Raw genomic sequence first — 15,959 nt, forward strand, 5'->3', positions numbered from 1 at the left:
GCCTACTCCGCCCGCTTCGCCCGCCAGGACGTGGCGCGTTCGAAGGCATGGCCGGCGCGCAGCACCAGCGCATCCTCGAAGGGCCGGCCGATGATCTGGGCGCCGACCGGCAGGCCGCCCTCCCCGAACCCGGTGCAGACCGTCATCGCCGGCTGGCCGGTCAGGTTGAAGGGGATGGTCAGGCCGGGGGCTTCCAGGCTGGCGAACTTGCCGACGGTCTCGATCACCGGCGCCTCGCCCACCTGCGCCGCGGTCAGCAGCAGGTCGCAGTCGGCCATCGCTGCCGTCACCGCCGCCGTCAGCTCCCGCCGGCGCCGCTGCGCCTGGATGTAATCCGTGGCCGAGACCAGGGACGCGAGCGCCAGCCTTTCGCGCAGGAACTCGCCATATTCGTTGAAGCGGGCGCGCAGCCACGGTTCGTGCACCGCCAGCGCCTCCGACATCAGGATCACCCAGCCGACGGCGTTGAAGTCCATCAGCGGCGGCAACGTCACGTCCCGCACCGTCGCACCCTCGGCACGCAGCACATCCGCCAGGTGGTCCACGCCGGTGCGGACGGCGGCGGAGGCGACGATGTCACGCTCGTGGAAATGCCGGATGACGCCGATGCGCAGGCCCTTCACGCCACCGGACAGGCCAATCAACAGGTCCGGCGCGGGGCGGTCGGCGGAGGACGGGTCCTCCCGGTCGTGCCCGGCCATCGTCTGCAGCAGCAGCGCGCAATCCTCCGTGGTCCAGGCCAGGGGGCCGGCGGTGTCCAGGCTGTAGGCCAGCGGCAGGATGCCGACGCGGCTGCACAGGCCGAAGGTCGGCTTGATGCCGGCCAGCCCGCACAGCCCGGCCGGGCCGCGGATCGACCCACCGGTGTCGCTGCCCGTCGCGCCCAGCACGATGCCGGCCGCCAGCGCCGCGGCGCTGCCGGTGGAGGACCCGCCGGTGAAGCGCGTGGTGTCCCACGGGTTGCGCGCCGGCGGCCAGGGCAGGTCGAAGGAAGGGCCGCCCCAGGCGAATTCATGCGTCGCCGTCTTGCCCACCATCACCGCGCCGCCGCCGCCCCAGGCGCGCACCGTGGCGGCGTCGCGCGCCGGCACGTGGTGTTCCAGGATGCGGGAATGGCCGGTGGTGGGGATGCCGGCGGTCTCGTAGATGTCCTTGTGGCCGATCGGGATGCCGTCCAGCGGGCCGAGCAGCCCACCCTGCATCTGCCGCGCCTCGGCGGCCTGCGCCTGGGCGCGCGCCACCTCCGGCGTCAGGCGGATGAAGGCGTGCAGGTCCGGGTTGCGGCGCTCGGCCTTCTCCAGCGCGATGTCCGCCAGTTCCACCGGCGAGACTTTCCGGGCCGCGATCAGCCGCCCCGCCTCGGCCAGGCTCATGGGCAGGCCGCTCATGCGTCCGAACCCTTCGGTGCGAAGACGGTGGCGGGCTCGACCTCGACGCCGCCTTGTGGCCGCAGCTTTTCCGTGGCGGCGGCGAGGTGGCGGGAGGCGGCGTGGATGCTGGCCCGCTGGTCCGGCGTCAGGGTCAGCCCGGCACGGGCGATCAGCGCGTCGAACAGGGGCTCGGGCATCGGGTCGGGCATCGGCGGCCTTCCTTCGTGGACAGCGTCGAGTGTCACGCCCGAAGCCTCTCCCGGCAAGCCGCCCTGCATGCTACCGGCGTGCCACGCAATTCAGGGGATCGGACATGGCACGCGAACTCACGGTCGGCATCGGCGGGCTCGGCGCCATAGGGCTGCATCTGGCGCGCGCGCTGGACCAGGGGGTGGAGGGGCTGCGCCTGGTTGCCGTCGCCGGGCGCGACCAGGCCAAGGCCCGCGCCAACATCGCAGGCTTCCGCAACCCGCCGGAACTGGTGGATTTGCCGGACCTCGCCCGCCTCGCCGATGTGGTGGTGGAGGCGGCGCCGGCCGCAGTGTTCGAGCAGATCGCCATCGCCGCCATCGAGGCCGGGCGCATCTTCGTGCCGTCCAGCGTCGGCGCGCTGCTGCCGCGCATGCACCTTGTGGAACGCGCCCGGGCGACCGGCGCACGCATCATCGTGCCGACCGGCGCGCTGCTGGGCCTCGATGCCGTGCGGGCGGCGGCGGAGGGCGAGGTGGCGACGGTGACGATCGAGACCCGCAAGCCACCGCGCGGCCTGGTCGGCGCTCCCTACCTCGACCAGCACGGCATCGACGTCGCCGCGATCACCACGCCGACGCTGGTCTTCAAGGGCAATGCCTACGACGCCGCGCAGGGCTTCCCGGCCAATGTGAACGTCGCGGCCGCGTTGGCCCTGGCGGGCATCGGGCCGGAGCGGACCATGGTGGAGATCTGGGCCGACACCAACGTGACGCGCAACACCCATACCATCCGGGTGGAGGCCGCCAGCGCGCGTCTGACCATGACCATCGAGAACGTGCCGAGCGAGGAGAATCCGCGCACCGGCAAGATCACGCCCCTGTCGATCCTGGCCTGCCTGCGCGGCCTGACCAGCACGCTGAAGGTCGGGAGTTAACGCCGGACGCGGCGCGCGGGCGCGGCAGCCGCCTGCGTGGGTGCCACGGCGCCGGCGGGGCGGCCGGCATCGAAGCCGAGGAAGCCGATCTCGGGCCGCGGCGTGCCGCCGTTGCCGGCCCAGAGCTGCGCGCCCACGGCACTCGCGGCCGGGGTCGCGGCCAGGGCCGGTGGCGCCTGCAACGGTGCGCGCGGCGCGGCGGGCCGGACAGTCGGCGTGCTCAAGGAGGGTCGCGGGCCGGCGGCCCCATCCTCGGCACTCGGCGGCGCCGCCGGGTTGCGGGTGCGGTCGCGCGCGGACAGCAGGTAGAAGGCGATTTCGTTGCGGCCCTGGTCCACCGCGGCATCCAGCGGCGACAGGCCGAGCGCGTTGCGCGCCTCGATATTGGCGCCACGCGCCACCGCATCCCGCGCCGCGGCGATGTCGCCGCGCGAGATCGCGTCGAACAGCGCCGCGTTCGGCGCCAGGCTGCCGGGCGTCTGGCGCGGGATCGGCGCCGGGGAACTGCGCGAGGTCAGGCCCGGCAGGGCCGGGGCGGCGGCGCGGGGTGCCGTCGGCTGGTCCGCCGGCCGGACGATGCCCTGGGCCTGCACCGCCGCAGGGGCGAGCAGGGTCGGAAGGATCAGGACGGTGCCCAGCAGGGCGAGACGATTGAGGCGCATGGCGCGGACCCTAGGCATTTTCACGCTCCCTAGGAAGGGCGGCGATCGGGGATTGCGGCTCAGCAGCCCTCGCCGCGATAGGTGAACGTCTCCACCCGCCCGTTGCGGATGGCGAAGGTCTGCTCGCAGCGCAGCTCCGCCACGCTCGGCACCGAAGGCCAGTAGCCGAGCGAGGGGCCCCAGGGGCCAGGGCCATAGCCGAGGAAAGGGCTTGGCGGCGCCACCGGCACGGTGCGGCGCTGCTCGAACAGCAGGAAGCGCCGGCCATCGGCCTCATGCACCCGCACCGGGACGCCGAGGGCGGCGACCAGGTCACCCTCCGTGCGGCCGACGAAGGTGGAAAGCCGCTGGTCCAGGGTTGGCCCCTGGGCACAGGCAGCGAGCAGGGCGAGAAAGGGCAGCGCGCGGAGCATCTGGACCATGCCTGTGCATTTTGGGCGCCGGCGGGCGCCGGTCCAGCGCGGCGCCCTTCACCATCCCGCGCGACTCAACGCCCCTCCCGCCGCCACGCCAGCAAGGCGAGGCCGAGCACCAGCGGCAGCGCCAGCCAGGGCGGCAGCAGCGGCAGGGCGGTGATGCCGGTGACGGTGTGGTCGCCGTTGCGGCGCAGCCCGACCCAGCCCGGCCCCTGCGCATCCCGGCCGAGGCCGACGCGGCGCAGCTCCGGTACCACCGGCACGCCCTCCGCCCCCAGCCAGCGCACGCCACCGCCGGTCGCCGCCACCAGCGGGCGCAGCGGCGCGGCATCGGCGCGCAGGTCGGCGACCTCCATCGGGTTCGGCGCATCGGCGGCGGCGAAGGCGGTGCGACGGCCGTCGCCGGCCTGCCAAACCCCCGCCTGCATCGCCGGCATCTCCACCACCGCGCGCCCGGCGCCGCGCTGCGCCGGCGCGTGGCGGGACAGGCTGCCCCCCGGGGCGGTGATGGTGATCTCGGGCGCGGCGCCAGGTTCCAGGGACCGGCGCACCACGGTCAGCGTGCCGTGCTCGATGCGGGCGGTGAGGTCCTCCTCCTCCAGCTCAGGCTCCTTCATCGTCCAGTGCGCGATGCGGCGCAGCAGTTCCTGCTGCGGGCCGCCGCCGTCATGGCCGCGTGACCACAGCCAGATATGGTCGGACAGCACCAGGGCGACGCGGCCTTCGCCGACCCGGTCCAGCACCATCAGCGGCGCACCGCCCGGCCCCTGCATGACTGTACTTCCAGCGCGGGCATCGGCGCGCAGCGCGCGGTACCAGCGACCCCAGGTGGCGTCCGCCACAGCGCTGCCATCCGGCGCAAAGCTGTTGGCGCCGGGCAGATTTTCCGTCACCGGATGCCGCGCGCCGAGTTCGGTGACGGTGGGCCGGAAGGGCTGTTCCAGCAGCGCCGCCTGCGCCGCCCCCATCCCGGTCGGCGGTCGCGCCGGCAGGATCTGGCCGAGCGGGGTGGAGGCCAGGCTGGTCGGCCCGGCGAATTCCGGCCCGACGGACAGCAGCAACGCGCCGCCGTCCCGCACGTAGTCGGCGATGTTGCGCAGGTAGATCGGCGGCAGCAGGCCGCGGTTGCCGAAGCGGTCGAAGATGATGAGATCGAATTCGCGCAGCTTCACCTGGAACAGCTCGCGCACCGGGAAGGCGATCAGCGCGAGTTCGTGCAGTGGCGTCAGGTCGTCCTTTTCCGGCGGCCGCAGGATGGTGAAATGCACCAGGTCCACATTGGGGTCGGCCTTCAGCAGCCGCCGCCAGGTGCGCTGCCCGGCATGCGGCTCCCCGCTCACCAGCAGCACCCGCAGCCGGTCCCGAACGCCGTTGATGGCGACGACGCTGCGGTTGTTGAGGTCGGAGACCTCGCCCGGGCGGGTTTCCGCAGTGATCTCCACCACGGTCGGACCGCCACGCTCGATCGGCACGGAAATCCTGTGCTCGCGGCCGACCGGCACCGATTCGACCCGCGGCGGCTGGCCATCTCGGCGGATGGTCAGGCGCGCGGCGCCAGCCTCGTTGGCCGGCGCGCCCAGGTCCTCGACCACCACGCGCAGTTCCACCGGCCGGCCGACGATGCCGAAGCCCGGCGCCTCGATGATGCGGATGCGGCGATCCACCTCGCCCTCCGCGCCCGGCAGCAGCAGATGGAAAGGCGCGTCGAGCGCCGGGGGCGCTGGCAGGTCGTGCACCTGCCCGTCGCTCAGCGCCATCACCCCGGCGAGGCGGGCGCGCGGGATGTCGGCCAGGGCGCGTTCCATGGCGGTGTAGAGCTGGGTGCCCTGGTTGCCACCCTCCGGCACTTCCACGGTACGCAGTTCAAGGTCCGGCAGGCGGCGGGCGCGGGCCTCGATCTCATCGCGGGCGGCGGTGATCTGGGCGGGACGGGCGTTCAGGCCGGCGCTGTCGCTGCGGTCCACCACCAGCAGGGCGATGTCCGGCCGCGTCGCCCGCGTTTCCTCCACCAGGCGCGGATTGGCCAGCGCCAGCAGCAGCGCGGCGAAGGCCAGCGCGCGGAACCAGGCGCCGCGCGCCGGGGACCAGCGCCGCGCGCCACCGGCCTCCGCCTGCCAGCGCAGCAGGGCAGGCAGCAGGGCGAGCGCGGCCAGGACGCCGAGGCCCGCCAGCAGCCACATTGGAATGACAGGTGCAAAATCGATCCCGGCGAGGGCCTGGTTCACGGGCTAATTCCCCAGCCGTTCGAGGATGGCCGGCACATGCACCTGGTCGCCCTTGTAGTTGCCGGTCAGCGCGTACATCACGAGGTTGGTGCCGAAGCGGTAGGCCAGGACGCGCTGCCGCGTGCCGCCGGGGATTGCCGCGTAGGGGTTGTTGCCCCGCGCATCGATGGCCCAGGCGGAGGCCCAGTCATGCCCGCCGATGATGACGGGGCTGACGCTGTCGTTTGCCCGGTCCTGGTCGCGCGCGACCCAGACCGTGCCGCCGGCGAAGCGGCCGGGCAGTTCGGGCAGCAGGTAGAAGGCGCGCTTCAGCACGTGATCCTCCGGCACCGGCGCCAGCGGCGGCACGGTGAGGTCCCGCGTCAGCCGGCGCAGGGCGGCGCGCGAACCCGGCGCGTAGCCCTCACCCGAGCCTTCGTCGCGGGTGTCGAACAGGATGATGCCGCCATTGCGCATGAAGCCGTTCAGCGCGGCCACCGCATTGGCGGCCGGTTGCGCGGACTCACCGGTCACCGGCCAGTACAGCAGCGGGAAGAAGGACAGGTCGTCCTGCCCCGGCTGCACACCGACCGGCTCGGCCAGCGCCGCGGCGGTGCGGCGGTTGACGAAGTCGGACAGGCCGATCAGGCCGGCGCGGCTCACCTCGTCCACCTGCGCATCGCCGGTGACGACATAGCCCAGCCGCGTCGCCAGCGCCGCGCCGCCATCCTGTGCGAAGGCCGGGGTCGCGGCGACAAGCCCAAGCAGCACCGCCCCCGCGAGCGCCTTCCGCGGCCGCACAAGCACGCCACGCAGCAGCAGCGACAGCAGCAAATCCACCACCAGCAGCAGCATCGCCGCCGCCAGCAGCCAGGGGCCGAGGTCGCGTTCCGCCGGCACGCCGCCGATGGCGCGCACCGCGGTGCCCGGTGGCAGGGCCACGACCGGGCGCGGGGCGGGCACGCCGGCGCCCAAGTTCAGCGCCCGCCGATGCGCTGCCTCCCCGCCGCGTCCACTGCCATACCAGCCGGGCGGATGCTGCGGCGAAGGCGCCTCGGCTTCCACCCGCGCGGCGGAGACCGGCTGCGCGCCGGGCGGCGGCGGGCCGAGCTGGCCGAAGCCGTCCAGCGTTTCCATCGGTGCCAGCGGCGCCTCTCCCTCGTTCCCCGCCACTCCGGCGGACAGCGCGACCAGCCGGCGCAGCATGTCCACGAACAGCCCGGACAGCGGCAGGCTGGACCATTCAGCGTTGGCGGTGACGTGGAACATCACGATCCGCCCGGCGCCTCGGGTCTCCCAGGTCACCAGCGGCGTGCCATCGGCCAGCCGCGCCCAGGTCCGGCCGCTGAGCTGCGCCGACGGCGTCGCCAACACCTGGCGTTCCACCGTCACCTCCGGCGGCGGCAGCAGGCCCTGGAAGGGCGAGCCATCCGGGAAGGGCGCCAGCGTCTGCGGCCGTTCCCAGGACAGCGCGCCACCCAGTTGCCTCTCCCCGGCGCGCAGCGGCACCGGCAGCAGACCATCCGGGCTTTCCGCCAGTCGCGGCCCGGCGAAGCGGATCAGCGTACCGCCAGCCTCGATCCATTGGGTAAGCTGGTCCCGTTCCGAGCCCGGGTCCACAGGCCGGTCGGCCAGGACCAGCACGGAAAGTCGGCGGGCCAGCAATTCCTCGACGCTGCCCCGCCGCAGCTCGGCATGCGGCGCCAGGGCGCGGTCCAGGTAGAACAGTTCGCCGATCAGCGGCACGTCGGCGGCGGTTGCCTCGCCGCCGGCGATCAGGCCCACGGGGCGGCGCCGGAAGCGCTCATCCAGCAGCACTGTGGCATTGGCGCCGGCGACGCCGTCGAGGTCGAGGCGCACCACCTGGTTACGGATCTCGATCGGCAGAGGCAGCGCCGCCTCGGCCTCGGTCGCGCCGGCCGGCACCGGAATTGCGGCGCGGGCCAGGGTGCGGCCATCGCCGGTGCGGGCCAACACCACGGCTTCCGACGCAACTGGGAGGGGCGTGGTCCGTAGCGCGATGACAAGCTGGTCCGCCTCGGCGCGCGGCGGCGGCAGCAGGCGGGTGGGGCGGCCCTCGCTGCGCGCCACGGTCAGCGCGCCGCCGGCGGCCAGCGCCTCGGCCAGGGGGCGGAAGGCATCGGCCTCGGCGTGCTCGATCCCGTCGGCGACGTAAAGCGCGCCGAAGCCGCCGGGATGCTGGGTGCGCCAGGCGGCCAGCGCGGCCTGCGCGGCGGCGCGATCCGGCGCCCAGGGCTTCGGGCGCAGCGCCACCAGCCGGCCGCGCAGTTCCTCGGCCGGCATCAGGCCGGTGATGCGCGGCGCATCGGGCAGCGCCGGGGGCGCGGTCAGAAGCAGGGCGGTGCGGCGGCCCTCCCGGGCGGCGGCGTCCAGTTCCGCCTCGGCGGCGGCCATGCGATCCGGCCAGTCGGCGGCGGCGGCCCAGCCATCGTCGATCGCGATCAGCAGCGGCCCGGCGCCGCCCGCGCTGGTGCCCGGCCCCCAGATCGGCCGCGCCAGGCCTAGAATCATCAGGGCCGCCGCTGCCAGCCGCAGCGCCAGTAGCCACCAAGGAGTTCGGGCGGGGGTTTCCTCCGGCGCCGGCATGTCCCGCAGCAGGCGCAGCGCCGGGAAATCCTGCCGCTTCGGCGCCGGAGGGGTGATCCGCAGCAGCCACCACAGCACCGGCAGCGCCGGCAGGGCCAGCAGCAGCCAGGGGGCGGCGAAGGTCAGGGAGCCCAGCGTCAGCATGCGGCGCGCCTCATCCCGGTGCCAATCGCTGGTGCAGCGCCAGCAGGGCAGCCTCCGGCGGCTGGTCCGTGCGGTGACTCGCAAAAGTCCAGCCGGCAGCGGCGGCCAGCGCGGCCAGACCTTCCCGGTGCCGGGCGACCCGTTCGGCGTAGATCGGCCGCACGGCTTCGACCCGGGGCACCAGCGCACCGTCCAATCCGGCGCTTACGCCCTCGAACCGCACGCGACCGGCATAGGGCAGGGTTTCCTCGGCGGGGTCGATCACCTGCAGCAAGTGGCCCCGCACCCCCTGCCCCGCCAGCCGGCCGATGGCGCGGCGCGTGTCCTCCAGCGGATCCCAGACATCGCCGAACAGCACGGCGCGGGCGTGGCGGGCGATACGCGGGTCCTCGGGCTTCGGGGCGATACCGGCGATGCCATCGGCGATCTGCGGCAGCGCGCCGCGCCCGGCATAGGGGCGCGGCAGGCCGAACAGCCGGACCCTTTCGCCGCCGCGCAGCAGCAGTGCGGCCAGGGCCAGCAGCAGCAATTCCGCGCGCATGCCCTTCTCCGGCAGGTCGCGGCTGCTGCGCCAGGCCATGCCGGCGTCGGCAGCGCGCCACAGCGCCACGGTCTGCGCCGATTCCCATTCGGTCTCCCGGATGAACAGCCGGTCCGACTTGCCGGATTGCCGCCAGTCGATCCGGTTGACCTGATCACCGGCGACATAGGGCCGGAATTGCCAGAAGGCCTCGCCGGGGCCGGAGCGCCGGCGCCCGTGCACCCCCGGCATCACCGTGGCGGCGACGCGTTCCGCCTGCACCAGCAGCGGCGGCAGCCGGGCACCGAGCTGTTCCGCCCAGGGAACCGTGAGCCGCGCGGAGGATGCCGCCTTAACCAAGCTGCGCCTTCAGCACATCCAGCACCTCGCCGAGCCGCACGCCATCGGCGCGGGCGGAGAAGTTGAGCGCCATCCGGTGCCGCAGCACCGGCTCCACCAGCGCCTTCACATCCTCGACACTCGGCGAAAGCCGCCCGTCCAGCACCGCCCGTGCCCGGGTCGCCAGCATCAGCGCCTGCGCCGCGCGCGGTCCGGGGCCGTAGGCCAGGTGGCGGCGCACATCCTCGATCTCGGTGGTTTCGGGCCGGGCGCTGCGCACCAGCCGCAGGATCGCCTCCAGCACCTGCTCGCCCACCGGCAGGCGGCGGATCAGCAGCTGCGCGGCAGCCAATTCCTGCCCGGTCATTGCCGGCGCCGCCTTCGCCTCCCGCGCCCCGGTCGTCGCCAGCAACATGGCGCGTTCGGCGGCGAGGTCGGGATAGGTGACGTCGATCTCCAGCAGGAAGCGGTCGAGCTGGGCTTCCGGCAGGGGGTAGGTGCCTTCCTGTTCGATCGGGTTCTGCGTCGCCAGGACGTGGAAGGGCAGCGGAAGGGCGTGCACCTCTCCGGCGATCGCCACCTTGTGCTCCTGCATCGCCTGCAACAGCGCCGATTGCGTGCGCGGGGAGGCGCGGTTGATCTCGTCCGCCATCAGCAGCTGGCAGAAGATCGGCCCCTTGATGAAGCGGAAGCTACGCTTGCCATGCGCATCCTCCTCCAGCACCTCCGAGCCTAGGATGTCGGACGGCATCAGGTCCGGCGTGAACTGCACCCGGCGGGCATCGAGGCCGAGCACGGTGCCCAGCGTCTCCACCAGCTTGGTCTTGCCAAGGCCGGGCACGCCCACCAGCAGAAGGTGGCCGCCGGACAGCAGGGTGATGAGCGTGCGCTCCACCACCAGTTCCTGCCCGAAGATGACACGGCCGACACCTTCGCGCACCCGCGCCAGCCGCGAGGCCAGGGAATCAGCTTCCTGCAACAGAGATTCGGCCTCGGCGCTGTCAGCCACTTCCACCATGCGGGTCAGGCTCCCTATATGCGTCACATCCGATATGGGCAGAGTATCCACGCCGCCCATCCCGGATGCCACATCGCCGTGCATCAAAGTGTAAGATGCCGCGAGCGGCGGAGAGGTAGCCCCGGGCCGCTCGGCCCGCGGCAGAAGCTGGGGGTGCGGAAGGGCGGATGAGCGAAGCACGACCCGACGGAGCGCGGGTGGCCGGAGGCTTGCCGGCCCAGGCGCCAATGCAGGCCCGCATGAGCAAGGCGGGTCCTCCCAAGACGCGGATGCCGCCGCTCAGACATGAGTGCGGCCAATTCTCCATGCGGATCGCCAAGGATGGAAGCTGGCACTACCGCGGCAGCCCGATTGGCCGGAAGGAGTTGGTCTGCCTGTTCGCCTCCGTCCTGAAGCGGGAGCCGGATGGCAGCTTCTGGCTGGAGACGCCGGTGGAGCGTGGCCGGATCGAGGTCGAGGACGCGCCTTTCGTGGCGGTCGAGATGTGGTGGCGCACCTGCGCCGACCCCTTCGCCCCCACGCCGGAGCCGCGGCAGTGCCTCACCTTCCGGACCAACCTCGATGAGATGGTGACCGCCGATGCGGACCATCCCATCCGGGTCGCCATCGACCCGCGTACGCGCGAGCCTCGGCCCTATGTCACGGTGCGCCCAGGGCTCGAAGCCCGCATCAACCGCGCGGTGTTCTACGAGCTGGTGGCGCTGGCCGAACCGGAAACAGTCGAGGGCCGGTCGGTGCTCGGCGTCTGGTCGCAGGGCGTGTTCTTCCCGATCGACGAGACTCCCGCGGCACACTGCCAGGCGGCGGAGTGATCGCGCGACGTCATCGATGAGCCTGTCCCTTCCCAGCCGGCAGGAAATTGCTGCCCGGCTGGCCGACCCGGAGGTGATGGCGCGTGCCGGTGCCACCGCCTCCGACGATGCGGAACATTGGCTGACCGCGGAACGGCCAGGTGGGCCGGTGCCGGCGGCGGTGCTGGTGCCGATCACTTGGCACGAGACCACACCCGGCGTGCTGCTGACCCTTCGGTCCAGCCGCCTCTCCTCCCATGCCGGGCAGGTCGCCTTTCCCGGCGGCCGCATCGAGCCGGGCGAGACCGCCGAGGCCGCGGCTTTGCGGGAGGCGGCTGAGGAGGTCGGGCTGGACCCGCGCCTGCCCCGCATCCGTGGCACCCTGCCGGACCACATGACCGGCACCGGCTATCGCGTGACCCCGGTGGTGGCCTTCCTCGACCCGCCCTTCAACCTGAGCCCGGACCCTTCCGAGGTGCAGGCGATCTTCGAATTGCCGCTGGCGGTCCTGCTCGACCCCGCGGCGCCGATGCGGCGCAGCAGGGAATGGCGCGGCCGGATGCGGGAGTATTGGGTGTGGCCGCATGACGACCACCTGATCTGGGGCGCCACCGCCACCATCCTGGTGAACCTGGCCCGCGTGCTGCGCGATTGAGACGGGTGCCGCTTCGGCGCACCGCGTCTATATCATCCATATGCCCTACCTCATTGCCGCGCTGCTGATCCTGCTGCCCTCACTGGCCTGGCTCGCCTGGCGGCAATTCGGGCCGGACCCGCGGCGACCCTCGCCGCTGCTGCTGGCGGCGCTGGCGACGGGGCTGCTGCTGGTCGCCGGCCTCGGCCTATCCGTGCGGCTGTCGCAGGGCGATGACACCACCTCGGTCTATGTCCCGCCGAGCCTCGGGCCGGATGGCAGGGTGCAGCCCTCGCGGATGGTGCCGACACGGTGACGGAAGGCGACCCGCCGCAGGACCGGATCGACCCGCCCGGTTTCCTGCGCGATGCCGCGCCGGCCGCGGTGCTGGCCGCGCTGCCGGGCGCGCGGGCCGTCGGCGGGTGCGTGCGGGATGCGCTGGCGCGGCGGCCGGTGCATGACGTGGACGTGGCGGCGCCGTGGCCGCCGGAGGAGATCGCGCGCCGCCTGCGCGACGCCGGGCTGCGGGTGTTCGAGACCGGCCTCGCGCATGGCACCGTCACCGCCGTGCTGGCGCGCCAACCGGTGGAGGTCACGGCGCTGCGGCGCGACCTGGTGACCGATGGCCGTCATGCCGAGGTCGCCTGGACCACCGACTGGCGAGAGGACGCGGCGCGGCGCGATTTCTCGTTCAACGCCATGTCCATGGATGCGGCCGGCCAGATCTGGGATTACTTCGGCGGGCGCGCCGACCTGACTGCCGGCCGGGTGCGCTTCGTCGGCGACCCGGCGACGCGGCTGGCAGAGGACTACCTGCGCGCATTGCGCTTCTTCCGCTTCTGGGCGCGCTACGGCCAGGGCACGCCGGATGCGGCGGCGCTCGCGGCGATCCGGGATGCGGTGCCGGGGCTGCGGGCGCGCATCGCGCCGGAACGCATCTGGATGGAGCTGAAACGGCTGCTGGCCGCGCCCGATCCGGGCGGTGCGCTCGTGCTGATGGACCAGGTGGGCCTGTTGGACGCGGTATTGCCAGAGGGTGCGGCGCCGGATGTCCTGATCCGCATGCTGCCGCGCGGCCTGCCCGCGGAACCGCTGCTGCGCCTGGCCGTGTTGCTGCCCGAGGCTGCCGACGCCGCGGCGCTGGCCACGCGATTGCGGCTTTCGGGAGATGAGCGGGAGCGGCTTCTGGTCCTGCGGCGCACCGAGGTCGCGCCGACGCCCGGTGACGAGGACCGTGGCTTCCATTTCCGCGCCTGGCGCGCCGCGGTCCGCGCCGCCTCCCGCCATGTGAAGCCCACGGAACCGCTCTGGGTGGCGGAGGCGCGGCAGGGCGGCGAGGGCTGGGACGAATTGCGCGACCGGGTCGCACCCGGCGACGCCGAGCCGGAATTTCCCCTGCAGGGCCGCGACCTTCTGGCGCTCGGCGTCCCGCCCGGCCCGGCGATGGGCCGCTTACTTGCGGCGCTGCGCCAATCCTGGCTCGCCGGGGACTGCACCGCCGACGCGGCGGAGCTGCTGGCGGAAGCGCGCCTGAAGTTGCGCGAAGCCGGGACGGCGGACGGGACCGCCGCCCCGGAAGGCACCGCCGCGAGACCCTGACGCCTCGGCAGGACTAGAACAAACCAAGAACTACCACCGGATCGCCACCGCCGCAACCCCTCGCCCTCGGCGCCCGCGTGCTCTACACGCGCGGCATGGCCCGCCCCGCCTTCGATGCCGCCTCCCTCCCGCTGATCCGCCGGCTGTGGCGCGACCATGTCCGGCAGCACCGGCGGGGCCTGGTGCTGGCCGCCATCTGCACCCTCGGCGTCGCCGCCACCACGGCGCTGTACCCGCTGATCATCCAGCAGGCCTTCAACCTGTTCGCGGAGGGCAATCCCGGCGTGGTCTGGGCGCTGCCGCCGATCATCATCGCCGTCACCCTCGCCCGCGCGCTCACCATGTACGGCCAGGCGGTCGCGACGCAGATGGTGGTGCTCAGCGTCATCGCGCAGTTGCAGCGGGACCTGTTCCACGCCCTGACGCGCGCCGACCTCGCCGTCGTGGCGCGGGAGGCGCCGGCGCGGCACGCCGCCCGCTTCACCGCGGACGCCGCCCTGATCCGGGAGGCGCTGACCAAGGCGATGAGCGGCGTCGGCGACGTGCTGACGGTGATCGGGCTGGTGGGATCGATGCTGTGGATGGACTGGAAGATGGCGCTGCTGTCCTCCCTTCTCTACCCCATCGCGGCGGTGCCGATCCTGCGCATCGGCAAGCGCATCCGCCGCGCCTCCGCCGGCATGCAGGACCGGGTGGGGGAAACCGCCTCGCTTCTGGTGGAGAGTTTTTCCGCCGCCCGCGTGGTGCGCGCCTACCGGCTGGAGGCCGCGGAGGAAGCGCGCGCCGCCAACGCCTTCGCCCGGCTGCGCGACAGCCAGTTGTCCATCCAGCGTTCCCGCGCCCGGCTCGACCCGGTGCTGGAGGCGCTGGGCGGCATCGCCGTCGCCGCGGTGCTGGGCTTCGTCGGCTGGCGCGTCTCGACCGGACTCGGCACCATCGGCGACTTCACAGGGTTCGTCGCGGCGCTGCTGATCGCGGCGCGGCCGGCGCGCGCGCTGGGCAGCCTGAACGCGGCGTTGCAGGAGGGGCTGGCTGGGTTGTCCCGCGTGTTCGGCGTGGTGGATGAGAAGCCGCGCATCGTCGACGCGCCGGATGCCGTGACGCTGCCGCCGGGCGAGGGCAGCGTGGCGTTCGAGGATGTCGGCTTCGCCTATGAAGGCGTGCCGGATGCGGCGCTATCCGGGTTGAGCTTCGCGGCGCGGCCCGGCCGCACCGTGGCGCTGGTCGGACCCTCCGGTGCCGGAAAATCCACCGCGCTGGCGCTGGTGCCGCGGCTGTACGACGTGACGGCGGGGCGCATCGTGATCGACGGCGCCGACATCCGCGGCGTGACGCTGGACAGCCTGCGCGACGCCATCGCCTATGTCGGCCAGGACGCCGTTCTGTTCGACGATACCGCCTTCGCCAATATCGCCTGCGGCCGTCCGGGCGCGACGGCGGCGGAGGTGGAGGATGCGGCGCGCGCCGCCGCGGCGCATGACTTCCTCGCGCTTCTGCCCGAAGGCTACGCCACGCCGCTCGGCAACCAGGGCTCCCGCCTGTCGGGCGGCCAGCGCCAGCGCGTCTCGCTGGCCCGCGCGCTGCTGCGCAATCCGCGCGTGCTGCTGCTGGACGAGGCGACCAGCGCCCTGGATGCGGAGAACGAGGCGCTGGTGCAGCAGGCGCTCGCCCGGCTGCGCGAGGGCCGCACCACGCTGGTGATCGCGCATCGCCTGTCCACCGTGCGCGACGCCGACCTGATCGTGGTGATGGAAGCCGGCCGCGCCGTGGAACAGGGCGACCATGCCGGGCTGATGGCGCAGGACGGGCTGTATGCGCGCCTGGTCCGCACCCAGGCCTTCGTAACATGAGATCCAAGGCCGAGGCGGCGCGGCTGCCGGACCCCGATGCGCTGCACCCGATCGCCAACAAGCCGCGCGTGGTGTTCCTGAAGCCGCTGCTGGCGACGCAGCCCGGCATCACCAACTGCGAAATCGGCGCCTTCACCTATTACGACGACCCGCTGCACGCGAAGGACTTCTTCCGCCGCAACCTGCTGTACAATTTCGGGGCGTCCGGCGCACGACTGGTGATCGGCAGGTTCTGCGCCGTCGCGACCGGCGCGCGCTTCATGTTCCCCGATGCGATGCACGCCACCGGCGGCCCTTCCACCTACCCCTTCGGCATCATGGGCGGCGCCTTCGAGATGGCGCTGCCGCTGGCGGACTACCCCTGGCGCGCCTCCGGCGACACGGTGCTGGGGCACGACATCTGGGTGGGGATGGAGGCGCTGGTGATGCCGGGGGTTCGCATCGGCCATGGCGCCGTGATCGGCGCGCGGGCGGTGGTGACGCGGGACGTGCCGGATTACGCGGTGGCGGCCGGCAACCCGGCCACGGTGCGGCGCCGGCGCTATTCCGAGGAGGACGCGGCGCGGCTGGTGGCGCTGGGCTGGTGGGACTGGCCGGTGGCACGCATCGCGCGGGCCATCCCGGTGCTGGCGAAGGGTGGCGTGGTGGCGCTCGAGGATTTTTCCGCGCAGGGCTGAGG

15 protein-coding genes are annotated in these 15,959 nt (G+C 73.2%); 7 read left to right on the plus strand and 8 right to left on the minus strand.

Annotated features, from left to right (window positions below; translation table 11 throughout):
• Nucleotides 1-2: 2 nt before the first annotated feature.
• Together ACLF3G_RS14950 and ACLF3G_RS14955 are read right to left on the minus strand one after the other, a co-directional pair.
• Entirely contained in the window at nucleotides 3-1,388 is a 1,386-nt protein-coding gene (locus tag ACLF3G_RS14950; protein ID WP_430670184.1) for an amidase, read from the minus strand.
• Complete coding sequence (locus tag ACLF3G_RS14955) at nucleotides 1,385-1,567, minus strand: hypothetical protein (RefSeq protein ID WP_430670185.1); 183 nt, start codon at nucleotides 1,565-1,567, stop codon at nucleotides 1,385-1,387. Before ACLF3G_RS14955 ends, ACLF3G_RS14950 begins: the two co-directional genes overlap by 4 nt.
• Before the next feature lie 116 nt (nucleotides 1,568-1,683).
• Here ACLF3G_RS14955 and ACLF3G_RS14960 point away from each other — a divergent pair, with 116 nt between their 5' ends.
• Nucleotides 1,684-2,496, plus strand: a complete 813-nt coding sequence (locus tag ACLF3G_RS14960; protein ID WP_430670186.1) for an aspartate dehydrogenase — start codon at nucleotides 1,684-1,686, stop codon at nucleotides 2,494-2,496.
• Here ACLF3G_RS14960 and ACLF3G_RS14965 read toward each other — a convergent pair.
• The 6 genes from ACLF3G_RS14965 to ACLF3G_RS14990 all read right to left on the minus strand — a co-directional run bounded on the left by ACLF3G_RS14965 (nucleotide 2,493) and on the right by ACLF3G_RS14990 (nucleotide 10,406).
• On the minus strand, nucleotides 2,493-3,176 hold the full coding sequence (locus ACLF3G_RS14965; RefSeq protein ID WP_430670187.1) for a hypothetical protein: 684 nt from the start codon (nucleotides 3,174-3,176) through the stop codon (nucleotides 2,493-2,495). The two genes, ACLF3G_RS14960 and ACLF3G_RS14965, sit on opposite strands and share 4 nt — an antisense overlap.
• 41 nt (nucleotides 3,177-3,217) lie before the next feature.
• Complete coding sequence (locus ACLF3G_RS14970; RefSeq protein ID WP_430670188.1) at nucleotides 3,218-3,580, minus strand: hypothetical protein; 363 nt, start codon at nucleotides 3,578-3,580, stop codon at nucleotides 3,218-3,220.
• Between the two features lie 65 nt (nucleotides 3,581-3,645).
• Nucleotides 3,646-5,799, minus strand: a complete 2,154-nt coding sequence (locus ACLF3G_RS14975) for a hypothetical protein (RefSeq protein WP_430670189.1) — start codon at nucleotides 5,797-5,799, stop codon at nucleotides 3,646-3,648.
• Nucleotides 5,800-5,802: 3 nt separating this feature from the next.
• Complete coding sequence (locus tag ACLF3G_RS14980; RefSeq protein WP_430670190.1) at nucleotides 5,803-8,529, minus strand: DUF4159 domain-containing protein; 2,727 nt, start codon at nucleotides 8,527-8,529, stop codon at nucleotides 5,803-5,805.
• Between the two features lie 10 nt (nucleotides 8,530-8,539).
• The gene (locus ACLF3G_RS14985) at nucleotides 8,540-9,409 is read right to left on the minus strand and encodes a DUF58 domain-containing protein (protein WP_430670191.1); all 870 of its coding nucleotides are present in this window, start codon (nucleotides 9,407-9,409) and stop codon (nucleotides 8,540-8,542) included.
• Complete coding sequence (locus ACLF3G_RS14990) at nucleotides 9,402-10,406, minus strand: AAA family ATPase (protein ID WP_430670379.1); 1,005 nt, start codon at nucleotides 10,404-10,406, stop codon at nucleotides 9,402-9,404. The genes ACLF3G_RS14985 and ACLF3G_RS14990 overlap by 8 nt, the downstream gene beginning before the upstream one ends.
• Nucleotides 10,407-10,675: 269 nt before the next feature.
• Between ACLF3G_RS14990 and ACLF3G_RS14995 the strand changes: the two genes are divergently transcribed.
• From ACLF3G_RS14995 to ACLF3G_RS15020, 6 genes are all read left to right on the plus strand, one after another.
• Nucleotides 10,676-11,218 (plus strand): DUF1285 domain-containing protein, encoded by a 543-nt coding sequence (locus ACLF3G_RS14995; RefSeq protein ID WP_430670380.1) that lies wholly within the window; start codon nucleotides 10,676-10,678, stop codon nucleotides 11,216-11,218.
• A gap of 16 nt (nucleotides 11,219-11,234) precedes the next feature.
• Entirely contained in the window at nucleotides 11,235-11,852 is a 618-nt protein-coding gene (locus ACLF3G_RS15000; RefSeq protein ID WP_430670192.1) for an NUDIX hydrolase, read from the plus strand.
• A 40-nt stretch (nucleotides 11,853-11,892) separates the two neighbouring features.
• Nucleotides 11,893-12,147, plus strand: coding sequence for a hypothetical protein (locus ACLF3G_RS15005; protein ID WP_430670193.1), 255 nt, complete (start codon nucleotides 11,893-11,895; stop codon nucleotides 12,145-12,147).
• A complete protein-coding gene (locus tag ACLF3G_RS15010) occupies nucleotides 12,144-13,430 on the plus strand; it encodes a CCA tRNA nucleotidyltransferase (RefSeq protein ID WP_430670194.1) in 1,287 nt (428 codons plus the stop codon). Before ACLF3G_RS15005 ends, ACLF3G_RS15010 begins: the two co-directional genes overlap by 4 nt.
• Nucleotides 13,431-13,525: 95 nt before the next feature.
• Nucleotides 13,526-15,280, plus strand: coding sequence for an ABC transporter ATP-binding protein (locus ACLF3G_RS15015; protein WP_430670381.1), 1,755 nt, complete (start codon nucleotides 13,526-13,528; stop codon nucleotides 15,278-15,280).
• Nucleotides 15,277-15,957 (plus strand): CatB-related O-acetyltransferase, encoded by a 681-nt coding sequence (locus tag ACLF3G_RS15020; RefSeq protein WP_430670195.1) that lies wholly within the window; start codon nucleotides 15,277-15,279, stop codon nucleotides 15,955-15,957. Before ACLF3G_RS15015 ends, ACLF3G_RS15020 begins: the two co-directional genes overlap by 4 nt.
• Nucleotides 15,958-15,959: the final 2 nt, after the last annotated feature.

It is taken from the genome of Falsiroseomonas sp. HC035, assembly GCF_050563525.1.
GTDB lineage: Bacteria > Pseudomonadota > Alphaproteobacteria > Acetobacterales > Acetobacteraceae > Falsiroseomonas.